The sequence below is a fragment of the Dankookia rubra genome (assembly GCF_004355005.1).
Classification (GTDB): Bacteria; Pseudomonadota; Alphaproteobacteria; order Acetobacterales; family Acetobacteraceae; genus Paracraurococcus; species Paracraurococcus ruber_A.
In genome coordinates, this window is sequence record NZ_SMSJ01000135.1 from 1 (window position 1) to 10,960 (window position 10,960).

The following is a 10,960-nucleotide window of genomic DNA, read 5'->3' on the forward strand; positions in this document are numbered from 1 at the left end:
GGAGATCAGCCGGCCCTACGAGATCGAGGGCAACCGCATCGTCATCGGCACCAGCCTCGGCATCGCTATCGCGCCGCAGGACGGGATCGATTCCGACCGGCTGCTGCGCAGTGCCGACCTGGCGCTGTACCGGGCGAAGACCGAGGGGCGCGGGACCTTCCGGTTCTTCGAGCCGGAGATGAACACCCGCATGCAGGCGCGACACGAGTTGGAAACCGACCTACGGCGCGCCCTAGTGCAGCAGGAATTCGAGGTCTTCTACCAGCCACTGATCGACATCCGCACCCGCCGGGTCTGCAGCTTCGAGGCGCTGCTGCGCTGGCGGCATCCGGCGCGCGGGCTGGTGACACCGGACAGCTTCATCCCGGCGGCGGAGGAGCTGGGCCTGATCGGCCAGATCGGCGAGGTGGTGCTGGCGCGCGCCTGCGCCGAGGCGACGCATTGGCCCGCCGACATCAAGGTCGCGGTCAACCTCTCGCCCGCCCAGTTCGCCGATTCAGGGATCATGGGCCTGGTCATGGGGGCGCTGCACCGTTCGGGCTTGTCGCCGGACCGGCTCGAGCTCGAGATCACCGAGACGCTGCTGCTGCAGGAGAGCGAGGACGTGCTGGCGACGCTGCACGAGCTGCAACAGATCGGCATCACCATTGCGATGGATGATTTCGGCACCGGCTATTCCTCGCTCAGCTACCTCCGCAAATTCCCCTTCCGCAAGGTCAAGATCGACAAGTCCTTCATCCGCGAGCTTGGCAACGACCCCGGCAGCGCCGCCATTGTCCACGCCATCCTCGACCTCTGCCGGACGCTGGGCATCAAGACGACGGCCGAGGGCGTGGAGACCGAGCAGCAACTGGCCTGGCTGGATGCGGCCGGCAGCGTGGAAGCCCAGGGATTCCTGTTCAGCGCGGCGCGGCCGGCAGCCGGAATCTCGTTGCTGCTGCAAATGCTCAACGACACATCCATGGCAGCCGTCGCCTAATACGCCCGGCCGAGATGGCTGACTCGTAGGTGATATCCAATAGGGCTGTGATGGTGATTCGCTTCTATTGCGTTGAGTGGAGGCGGCAATGATGGCGGCGGTGGCGATCAGCCGGACGGATTTGGACGTGGCGGGGCTGCGTCGGGCGGCAGGGCGCGAACGGGATGCAGCGGCGTCGCGGCGTATGCTGGCCCTGGCGCTGGTGTTGGAGGGGCAATCGCGGACGGAAGCGGCCCGCGCGGCGGAGATGGAGCGGCAGACGCTGCGCGACTGGGTCCATCGCTACAACGTCGAGGGCTTGGCGGGCCTGCGCAGCCGGGTGGGAGAGACCGGGCCAAAGCGGCGTCTGTCGTCCGAGCAGGAAGCGGAGGTGGCCAAGTGGGTGCACCGTGGCCCCGACCTGGCAACGGACGGCGTGGTGCGCTGGCGTCGGGCCGATCTTGCGCGCGCCAATGCCGACCGCTTCGGCATTGTGTTGGCCGAGCGGAGCATCGGCCACGTGCTGCGCCGCCTCGGCTTCCGCCGGTTGGTTGTGCGGCCGCGCCACCCCGGCCATGACGCCGCGGCACAGGCGTCTTTCAGGCCGACTTCGCCGCCCTCGTGACCGCCGTTCTGCCACCAGAGGCGCGCGACAAGTCGCTCGAGATCTGGTGGCAGGGTTGGGCGCACTGCGACCAACGCCAGGGTCGGCCAGCAGAGCACGCTGACGCGTATCTGGGCCGAGCGCGGCTCGCGGCCTGCCGCGCCGAAGGACTGCCGCTATGCCTCGGCCTACCTGTTCGGCGCGGTCTGCCCGGCGCGCGGCATTGGCGCCGGCCTCGTGCTGCCCGCCGCCAACGCCCGCACCATGACCCTCCACCTCGCCGAAATCAGCAGCCAGGTCGCGCCAGGTGCCCATGCGGTCGTCGTCATGGACGGCGCGGCCTGGCACCAGACTGGAGGCAAGCTGCACATGCTCGCCAACATCACCCCGCTCCGCTTGCCGCCATACGCGCCGGAGCTGAACCCGGTGGAGAATGTCTGGGCCTACCTACGTTCCAACAGGCTCGCCAACCGCGTCTACGAGACCTACGACGACATCCTCGACGCACGCACCGATGCCTGGAACTGGCTCACCAGCCAGCCCGAACGCATCACCGCCATCGCATTGCGACCATGGGCACAGGTCACTCAATGATGCCGGGCGTATTATTGATCCAGCCTGGGCAATCTTGAATCAGGCGGCGTAGCGGAAAGTCTTGTGCCCGAAGAAGCTGCGGACGCGATCGGGCAGCTTCGATAGCCTGCGCATGTGGCTGATGGCAGCGCGCTTGAGCTGTGCCTTGCTGCGCGCCGGCGCCTTGCGGGTCACCGCCTGCTTCAGGTCGCCGTTGAGCCCCTCGTCCGGGTTCAGCTCCGGGCTGTACCCTGGGAGGTGGAACACCTCGATCTCGGCCTCACGCCCGACGAGCCAGTCGCGGACCTTGGCCGAGCGATGGACCGGCAGGCGGTCGAGGATCAGGAAGACCTTCTGCCCGGCGTCCCGGGCCAGACGGGCCAGGAAGCGAAGCAGGTCCGGCGCCTTGATGGCGCCGTCCAGCACCATCCAGCGCAACTCGCCCTTGTTGGTCACCGCCGAGATCAGGCCGAGGTTGGCCCGTCGATGATTAACCCGCACCTCCGGTGTGCGGCCCGGGGGCGCATAGCCGCGGCCGCGCACGTCATCGGAGCGCAGACCGGTCTCGTCATCCCAGAAGATCACGCCGCCCTCAGCCTTGGACCGCGCCGCGATCGCCGGGTAGTCCCGCCGCAGCCAGCGCCGCACCGCCGCCGGGTCCTGCTCGTAGGCTCGTCGCAGCGGCTTCTGCGCGGTGAAGCCCCAGCGCGCCAGGTAGGTGCCCATGGTGCGCACCGCCAGCCGCACCCCGAAGCGCTGCCAGATCAGCTCCCGCACCGCCGCCCGGCTCCAGAGTGCAAACGGCAGGTCCAACTCGTCCGGCGTGTGGCGCCGGATCAAATCCGGCGTCTCCGCCTCCTGCTCGGCCGTGAGGAGCCGGCCATACCCCGGGTCGGGCCCGCGCTGCCCAGTCTTCAGCCCGGCCGCACCCCGCTCCGCGTACCGCTTGCAGATGTCGAACACCCCAGTCTGGGTCAGCCCAACCTGCGCCGCGATCGCACCGTAGGTCAGGCCGGCCTGGCGCAGCCCGATCACCTGTCGCCGACGTTCCTCTTGCGCCGCCGGCGGCAGCTTGCGCATGTCCACATGCTTCATGCCCCCAACCTGGACAGATCCTACTCGCCTTCAAGACCGCCCAAGCCGGATCAATAGCTCCGCCAACCGCTGTCACCCATCTGGCGGTAGGTCTTCTCGGATCGCCAGCGCAGGCATGGTTCATCTCCAGTGCCATGCCTGCCGCCGGACCACGCGTTCGTAAACGCGCAATCAACTGGTGGCAGATGGGCCGAGTCGCCACAAACCAGATTTGCTGAGAAACTGGAATGCAGAATGATTGACCAGACCAAAATGGGCTGGGGCGGTGAGCAGGCCGATGAACTCCGCCGTCTCTGGGATCAAGGCAACCCAAAGCTCTCGACCAAGGATATAGGCCGGCAACTCGGCATGTCGAAGAACGCTGTGATTGGTAAGGCACGTCGCCTCAATCTCGCGCCTAGGCCAAGCCCTATCAACCGAACGGACTCAACGTCTGCGCAGCTGACGCCGTTAGTGCCCGCTGGCGCGTCGGTTAACCGGACGCAACCGAGCGCGATACCTCTTTTGGCGGAGACGACCATTACGTCGCCAATCTTGAAACCTGCACCTGCCGTTGCAGCTATTCCGACTGTTATCGTGCTGGCGAGCAAGCCTATTCTGCACGTCGTTGAGCGGAATACGAAGGATGGCTGCTCATGGGTTTATGGCGATCCAAAAAAGCAGTGGTATTTCTGTGATGCTGTACGCTCGGTACTTGGAGGCGCATACTGCGATGAGCATCGCCAGGTGGTTTATTCTACAAAGAAGGCCAGTTAGAGACTATGGTCACTCGGCCTCGCCATCACGTCGTCCCCTCAATCCGCGTCTTCAAGCGATGAACCTGCACCGCTGACCACGGACCACCGCGCATTGTGAGGACTTTCCTCGCGGTCAGCGCCTCCGCAAGCTGTCCAAGCGTCATGCTGCCGTCCGGGTCTAACTCCGCAATGATCAGTGCCAGTTCCGCTGCATAGTCGGCCGCCTTCTTCCGCCGCGATGCACCGCTCGCCGCACCAGCTTGCTTCGCATACAGCCGCAGGCTGTCAGCATCTACCAGCGGCAACATAAAGGTTGCGCTGTCCGGGCCGGACACGCCACTGCCAACCATAATCCGATAGACACTGGCCCGGCTCATCCCAAGCTTTGCAGCGATTGCGGTCGGGGTCATGCCGGCTTCGCGGAGCCGCAGCACATCCGCCGACTTCGCTCGCGCAGTCGGCTTGCGCCCCTTGTACCGCCCCTTGCCTTTCGCCCTGGCAATGCCCTCGCGCTGGCGCTCCAACATTAGCGCCCGCTCGAACTCCACCATGGCGCCGAGTGTCGTCGCCATGAGTTTGCCAGCGGGCGTATTAGTGTCCAAGCTCATGGACAGAATGCGCAGTGCTATGCCCTTGCTGGCGAGCGTGGTAACGATGTCGAGCAAGTCCGCGATCGACCGCGCCAGCCTGTCGGGCTTCGTGACTACCAGCACGTCGCCTTCCCGGAGGTAGTTGAGCGCCGCCGCGAGTTGGTCCCGCTTGCCGATAAACGACGCCTGTTCCGTGAACACTTTGCCGCAGCCGGCTGCGGCTAGCTCCCACTGCTGCGCCTCTAAGCCGGTCTCATGTCTCACGGTGGAGGTGCGAGCGTATCCGACAACTGCGCCCTGGGCACCCGGCGGTGCCTCGGCCGTTACCGCCTGCTTCACTTTCAACTTCCTGCTCGTCATCCCTCGAGCTCCATCTCGCGAAGGTCTAAGGAATGATGGACTGACTTGTCCAAAATGATATTATCTACTTGTATCCGTGGATCCCCCGATGCACACCGCAGCGCGGTCGATCGACGAGACGTCGCAGACCAGGCGCTCTGGCCTTCACCTGTCTTCGGCTCTTCCGCAGGAAGCGTGGTTCAGGCGGCAAGGAGCACGCGGCGGCGAAGAAGGTCGGAGTTGCTGCGCTCGAAGGTCTGGTGTTTCAGCATCTGAAACTTGCCCACTGCTCCTCCGCTTGCCCGCTGCTCCATGCGGTGGTGAGCACGGCTTTCACTGCGGCGCCGTCTTGCCGCAGCCCGGCGGCAAAGGTGGCAACCGCGGCCACGCCGCTCTGCCGGGCGTCCTTGAGCCAGCCTTCGAGAGCAGTGACCGGCGCGCTGCACCGCGCCTTGGTGCTGATACTGCAACTACGCAGGAAGTCGATGAGCCGACGGACCAGCCCGGCGGCGGTTTCGGTCGTGCGGCACCGGCCGTCGAGGCGCTCCTACGCCAGGATGGGACAGCGGGTTGACTTGAGGTCCGCCAAGACGTTGGCGGCGGGCCTTGGTCGGCCCAAGTAGTAGCCCTGCGCCATGGTGCAACCGGCGCGCCGAATCTGGTCCAATTGCTCGATGGTTTCGACGCCCTCTGCGGTTGTCGTCATGCCCAGGCTGGAGGCGAGGGCCACAATCGCATCCACGATCGCTACGCCACCTGCCCCTCCCGTCAACCCTCTCACGAAAGACTGGTCAATTTTGAGTTTGTCGAAAGGAAAGCTTCGCAGATAGCTCAATGAGGAGTATCCGGTCCCGAAGTCGTCCAGGGCGATTTGCAGTCCCATGCCTCGCAATTCGTGCAGCAAGGCGAGGACCACCCCGCTGTCTTGCAGCAGCACCGACTCCGTCACCTCCAACTCCAGCCGGTTCGCCGCCAGCCCCGTCGTCACCAGCGCGTTGGACACCGCCGTGGATAGCTGCGGACTTGTGAACTGCAGGGGCGACAGGTTAACCGCGACCTTCAAGTCGGATGGCCACCCAGCAGCGTCGGCACACGCTTGCTGAAGGACCCACTCCCCGATCGGCACGATGAGGCCGGTCGTCTCCGCCACAGGGATGAACTGGTCCGGGGGAACCAGGCCCCGCTCCGGGTGGCGCCACCGCAGCAGCGCCTCAAACCCGCGGATCCGGCCTTCCTGAAGGTCGAAAAGCGGCTGGTAGAACAACTCCAGCTGGCGTTTCTCCAGCACGTCCCTCAGGTCTGCCTCCATGGCCAGGCGCGCCTGCAGCTGCGCCTCCATCTCCGGCGCAAAGAAGCGGGAGCACGAGCGGCCATCGGCTTTGGCGCGGTAAAGTGCCACATCCGCCTTCTTGAGCAGGTCGTCGGCATCGTGACCGTCGGCCGGCGCAAGCGCTGCACCGACGCTCGCGCTGATCACCACGCGATGCCCGTCAATCTCATAGGGTGCGCTCAGTGCCCGCACGAGCCTCTCCGCGAGTGCCTGAGCTGCCAAGGGCTGGTCCGGCGTAGGCTGCAGAACGGCAAACTCGTCACCACTCAGGCGCGCCACCATCTCGCCGTCACGCACGCACCCACGTAATCGCTGCGCCACCACCTGCAGCAGCAGGTCCCCCGCGGGGTGGCCAAGAGTGTCGTTGACGTTTTTGAAGTTGTCGAGGTCCAAGCATAGGACCGCAAGCCAACCACCTTGGCTCTCCAGCCGTCTCAACTCCTGCTCGAGCCTGTCGCGGAACAGGATGCGATTCGGCAAGCCACTGAGCGCGTCGTGATGCGCCATATAAGCGATTTGGGCTTCGGCACGCCGGCGCTCGGTGATGTCCTCATAGGTGGCAACCCAGCCACCGTCGGGCATCGGCCGGTGCGAGACGGAGACCGAGAGCCCTCCATCGCTTCGCTCGCGAACGAAGGCCCCCGGTAGGTTATTGCGTATCAATGTCTCCTGCGCCTCGTGGATTGCATGTGCCAGCTCGCCCACGCCGTGACCCTTCGCAGCGAGCGCGTGCAGGATGTCGCTCACTGGTGTGCGCGGCGCGGCCAAGCTTGGGGGTAATGTGAAGAGTTCGACGTAGCGGCGGTTGCAGACAATTAGACGCCGCTCCGCATCCACCATACACAGTGCTTGCGACATGTTGTTGAGGGCCGCATCGAAGCGCGCGTTCTGCGTATGTAGCTCGCCGTGGGTGCGCCGGAGGAGCCTATTGTGCAATAGCAAGAGGGCAAGCAGGACGAGGCCACAGGCCGCCAGTGCGACAAGAATGCCTGAGAAAATCCAATGGAGGCGGCTGAGCTGCCGTTGGTCCTCTGCAACGCGGTCGCCGCCCTGGATATTCGCCGCCGCTGCAAGCCGCGCCAACCTTGGCTCGAGCGGCGACAGTAAATCCAACAGCTCCCGGTGGCTCTTTCCGGCCAGATTCGCCACCAAAGGTCCCGCTGCTTCAATCACCGCGTCAAGTGAGGCGACAACGTCGCCCAGCTCGGGACGGCTCTTAGCGAGGTCCGCCACTCCGCTACCCTGCAGCAAGCCAACCCGATTTGCCAGGATGTCGAGCCGGAGCTGGACCTCCTCTCGATCGACGGTGCCGTCGGCCATTGCGTGGCCGGCGACTCGTTCCTTCAGGCGCGCGAGCTCGGAAACAGCTTGGCTAGCGAGCCATGCAATGTTGTAGCGTGAGACCCGCTGAAGCGCGTCCTGGCGCTCTACAATCAGGTGAGACGTGTAAACGGCCGCCAGCACCAGGAGCAACCCGATCGCGGCGAGGAGCGGCCATACGACCCGATCGAGTCTGCCACCGCGCACCCATGGGGCGCGCCGGGCCAACGCGGTCACGTCACCCGCTGGGGAGGGACGGTCAGCGCACATCCAGGCGCGCGAGCTGCCAAGCGGAACGCGAGTAGAACCGTTGATGTTTGAGCTCAGGCCGGCTGTCGAACGGATAGACGATGAACAGCGGTCCCTTGTCGCGCACCGGCATGTACTCCCCATCTCGCTTGAGGGCGAGGAGCACGCCGTAGGTTGCAAAGTCGCTCACCGGAAGCTCGGTCGCATAGTCATTGAGGGCATAAGCCAGTACCCGGTCGCCTGAAGCGCCGATGACCTCGAGTAGTCGGTCCATGCGGACACCGTCAAACCGGACCGGACCAGGATACCAGGGCGTCATGGTTTCAAATCCGGACATCCCCAGCGCCTCCAGCATCGGCCGGTCAAACTGCGCCGTGTCACCCTTGTTGGTATTGGCAATTTTGCCGCTGATCGTCAGGAGCGGCCGCTCCGAAGGCTGAGGCAGCGACGACGCGGTGGTCCGCTGAGAGAACGCGAGAGATGTGGCGCCGGCCAGCGCCGCTGCGATCGTGCGCCGCCCTACGGCGCGCCTTATGAACTGGATCATAGATATCCCTAAACCATCCGGACCTAGTGGCGACGACGTAGCGTCGATGGACGCGCTTTCCCGCAGGGAACAACAAACGCCGGGCGGATTGCAAACTTAAAATGATGTTGCTTAGAGAAGAAAATCTACTTAAAGTTGGCGGTAGGGAACTTACACCTCTGAGAGAGAAGAATGGGACCGACACTCCACCGACTGCGCCGCTCGCAGCTCGGCAACGGTACTGCTGAAGAATACATAGGCCCGGCTGAAAGGTCGGCCATGATCCGCGGTGCGACCGAGAAGCTTGGAGAGCTCTTTGACGTTTTGCGGATTGACCACCTCGACGACCACAATACCCGGGACACGCCAGGCCGGGTCGCGCGGATGCTCGTCGAAGAGACCTTGCGTGGGCGGTACGACGCGCCTCCACGTATCACCGACTTCGACAATGCTCAAGCTTTCGACCAGCTGATCGTGACCGGTCCGATCGAGCTGCGCTCGACTTGCGCACACCACCTGATGCCGATCTACGGCCACGCTTTCGTCGGCGCGCTGCCCTCGGCGGACGGTCGAATTATCGGCCTCTCGAAGTACGACCGGATCGTCGACTACTTCGCTGCCCGGCTCCAGATCCAGGAGGAGTTGGTGAAGCAGATCGGTCAGCATCTCGTCGAGGTAACGGCACCCCGGGGGCTCGCGGTGCGCATCAGCGCCGTGCACATGTGCAAAACACACCGCGGGGTGCGCGCCAGCCACTGCAGCCGGATGGTGAACAGCGCCTACTACGGCGAGCTTGCTACGGACCGGGCGCTCCAGGGCCAGTTCCTTCAAGAGTGTGTTGCGCTGGAGCGGGGGATGGCGGGATGACCCAAACTTTGACGGCTCATATCATGGTCGAGGGTGCACGGGGCGCTTTGGACCGCGAGTTGAGCCCTTATAGCGGGATCAGCCTGGCCAGCACGCCGATCCATAGATCGACGAAGACCTACGACCATAGCGAAGGGCTCTCCTGCTGCTTTCGGCAGTGGCGGGCCCAGTCCCACTGTCGCCTGATCCACGGCTATGCCCTTGCATTCAAGTTTGTCTTCGCCACCCGCGAGCTCGACGAGTGCGGCTGGTGTTTCGACTTTGGTGGATTGAAGCCGGTGAGGGCTTGGCTCCACGAGATGTTCGACCACACAATGCTGGTCGCCGCGGACGATCCCGATCTCCCCGAATTCAAGCGACTTGAGGAGAAAGGCCTAGTGGCCCTTCGCGTGCTGCCGAGGGTGGGTTGCGAAGCAACGGCTGAGCATGTGTTCCGTCACGTCGCGCGCTTCGTAGCGGAGCAGACGGCAGGACGCGTTTGGCTCGAGACGGTGGAGGTCCGCGAGCACGGCGGCAACTCGGCTTTGTACGAAGGAGAGGTGCACGATACAGCCGGCGCCGGACAGAGTCTCGGCACGTTCGGTGAGCTCGGCGCCATCGCCCGTTAAACCACGTTCCAGGACGCTTAAGCCGTAAACACGGCTTTTTCGCATCTAGCTCGAACTCTTGGTCAGGATTTTTCTCGCTTCATCCCGGATTATCGACCCGCCTTGATTAGTGCACCTCATAGTATTTTCGGACAGTCAATAAATTATTCTGCTTTGAATGCCTCTTCGCAGCGGCGTCTTTTGTGTACTTTAACCTCATATTGGTTGGTGTGGTCAAGTACATTCCACACCGCAAGTACGAGTTGCTCGTAGTATGCTGGTTTGTGTAACCGAATCGTTGGCCAACCTAAGCCACACAGATTGGCTCCGAGTGCTCGGTGATTGTAGCTGTTCATCACCACCACCGGCAGCCTTGGGAGGCGATTGCGCAGGAAGCGAATAACGCGCTGACCAGTTAAGGCGTGACGAGCTAAGGACTAACAACAGCAACAACAACAGGCTCACCCGCTAGCGCCTTCGCCTCGGCCTTATATACGCGGTGATTGCTCTAAAACCCTCAACCATTAGAGCGAAGCCGGATCTGGTCGAGTCGAGAGGGGTTCACGCGCGGGCTACAATCTGATTCAAGCTGTTGACTGGGTTAGAGGCCAGCAGCGATGCCGAAGCCCTACTCGTCGGACTTGCGTCAGCGCGCCATTGCGCTGGTGGAAGCGGGACAGTCCCGCAGCGCCGTGGCCCGGCTTCTTGGCTTGGGCAAGGCCGCGGTGATCCTGTGGCTGAAGGAGTTCCAAGCCACGGGCAAGCAGGCCGCGCAGCCGATGGGCGGGCGGCGACGCTTCGTGCTGCTCGCCGAGCGCGATTGGCTGCTGGCGCGCATCGCCGCTGCTCCGAGCTTGACCGGGAAGGCGCTGCGGGCCGAGTTGGCCGCGCGCGGCACCAAGGTCAGCTACGACGCGGTATGGCGCTTCCTGCACGAGCAACGGTTGACGTTCAAGAAAAAGCCTGCGTGCCGCCGAGCAGGACCGGGCCTACGTGACGCGCAAGCGCGAACGCTGGAAGCGCTACCAGCGCCGGGTTGATCCCAGGCGCCTGGTGTTCGTGGACGAGACCTGGGCGGGACTGTCGGCATTTCCGTGTGTTGCCGGTCATGAGGGAATGGAAGGAGCTCCCCCATGGCTCGACGGAAGGCGCCGCACATCGCTGATGAGTTGCTGGACCAGCTGC

At 64.0% G+C, this 10,960-nt stretch carries 9 protein-coding genes and 1 pseudogene; 6 read left to right on the top strand and 4 right to left on the bottom strand.

The genetic code is table 11. The annotated features are described in order from the left end of the window. A partial coding sequence (locus E2C06_RS33365) for a putative bifunctional diguanylate cyclase/phosphodiesterase (RefSeq protein ID WP_133292879.1) occupies positions 1-979 on the top strand: 979 nt, incomplete at its 5' end. A 91-nt stretch (positions 980-1,070) separates the two neighbouring features. After that, positions 1,071-2,156: pseudogene (locus tag E2C06_RS33370) on the top strand (IS630 family transposase). A 39-nt stretch (positions 2,157-2,195) separates the two neighbouring features. Here E2C06_RS33370 and E2C06_RS33375 read toward each other — a convergent pair. Then, complete coding sequence (locus E2C06_RS33375) at positions 2,196-3,230, bottom strand: IS630 family transposase (RefSeq protein ID WP_133292880.1); 1,035 nt, start codon at positions 3,228-3,230, stop codon at positions 2,196-2,198. A 234-nt stretch (positions 3,231-3,464) separates the two neighbouring features. On the opposite strand from E2C06_RS33375, the gene E2C06_RS33380 reads away from it, so the two are divergent. Next, positions 3,465-3,986, top strand: coding sequence for a GcrA family cell cycle regulator (locus tag E2C06_RS33380; protein ID WP_133292881.1), 522 nt, complete (start codon positions 3,465-3,467; stop codon positions 3,984-3,986). Between the two features lie 25 nt (positions 3,987-4,011). Here the strand turns inward: E2C06_RS33380 and E2C06_RS40670 are convergent, their stop codons facing one another. The 3 genes from E2C06_RS40670 to E2C06_RS33395 form a co-directional block, all read right to left on the bottom strand. After that, positions 4,012-4,917, bottom strand: coding sequence for a recombinase family protein (locus E2C06_RS40670; RefSeq protein ID WP_133292882.1), 906 nt, complete (start codon positions 4,915-4,917; stop codon positions 4,012-4,014). Between the two features lie 526 nt (positions 4,918-5,443). Continuing rightward, positions 5,444-7,690, bottom strand: coding sequence for a putative bifunctional diguanylate cyclase/phosphodiesterase (locus E2C06_RS33390; protein WP_165982833.1), 2,247 nt, complete (start codon positions 7,688-7,690; stop codon positions 5,444-5,446). Positions 7,691-7,805: 115 nt separating this feature from the next. Continuing rightward, positions 7,806-8,342 carry an oxidoreductase gene (locus tag E2C06_RS33395; RefSeq protein WP_206664813.1) on the bottom strand — a complete coding sequence of 179 codons (537 nt, stop codon included), beginning with the start codon at positions 8,340-8,342 and terminating at the stop codon, positions 7,806-7,808. A gap of 258 nt (positions 8,343-8,600) precedes the next feature. On the opposite strand from E2C06_RS33395, the gene folE reads away from it, so the two are divergent. The 3 genes from folE to E2C06_RS33410 all read left to right on the top strand — a co-directional run bounded on the left by folE (position 8,601) and on the right by E2C06_RS33410 (position 10,815). Further along, positions 8,601-9,188: a GTP cyclohydrolase I gene (folE, locus tag E2C06_RS33400; RefSeq protein WP_165982834.1), complete on the top strand. Its 588-nt coding sequence runs from the start codon at positions 8,601-8,603 to the stop codon at positions 9,186-9,188. After that, positions 9,185-9,796 (top strand): 6-pyruvoyl trahydropterin synthase family protein, encoded by a 612-nt coding sequence (locus tag E2C06_RS33405; protein WP_206664814.1) that lies wholly within the window; start codon positions 9,185-9,187, stop codon positions 9,794-9,796. The genes folE and E2C06_RS33405 overlap by 4 nt, the downstream gene beginning before the upstream one ends. Positions 9,797-10,392: 596 nt before the next feature. After that, on the top strand, positions 10,393-10,815 hold the full coding sequence (locus E2C06_RS33410; RefSeq protein WP_133292885.1) for an IS630 transposase-related protein: 423 nt from the start codon (positions 10,393-10,395) through the stop codon (positions 10,813-10,815). Positions 10,816-10,960 lie beyond the last annotated feature (145 nt).

Excerpts from the sequence above, each read along its gene's own strand:
- E2C06_RS33375 (WP_133292880.1), bottom strand. The coding sequence starts at position 3,230 with ATGAAGCATGTGGACATGCGCAAGCTGCCGCCGGCGGCGCAAGAGGAA.
- E2C06_RS33380 (WP_133292881.1), top strand. The coding sequence starts at position 3,465 with ATGATTGACCAGACCAAAATGGGCTGGGGCGGTGAGCAGGCCGATGAA.
- E2C06_RS40670 (WP_133292882.1), bottom strand. The coding sequence starts at position 4,917 with ATGACGAGCAGGAAGTTGAAAGTGAAGCAGGCGGTAACGGCCGAGGCA.
- E2C06_RS33395 (WP_206664813.1), bottom strand. The coding sequence starts at position 8,342 with ATGATCCAGTTCATAAGGCGCGCCGTAGGGCGGCGCACGATCGCAGCG.
- folE (WP_165982834.1), top strand. The coding sequence starts at position 8,601 with ATGATCCGCGGTGCGACCGAGAAGCTTGGAGAGCTCTTTGACGTTTTG.
- E2C06_RS33405 (WP_206664814.1), top strand. The coding sequence starts at position 9,185 with ATGACCCAAACTTTGACGGCTCATATCATGGTCGAGGGTGCACGGGGC.
- E2C06_RS33410 (WP_133292885.1), top strand. The coding sequence starts at position 10,393 with ATGCCGAAGCCCTACTCGTCGGACTTGCGTCAGCGCGCCATTGCGCTG.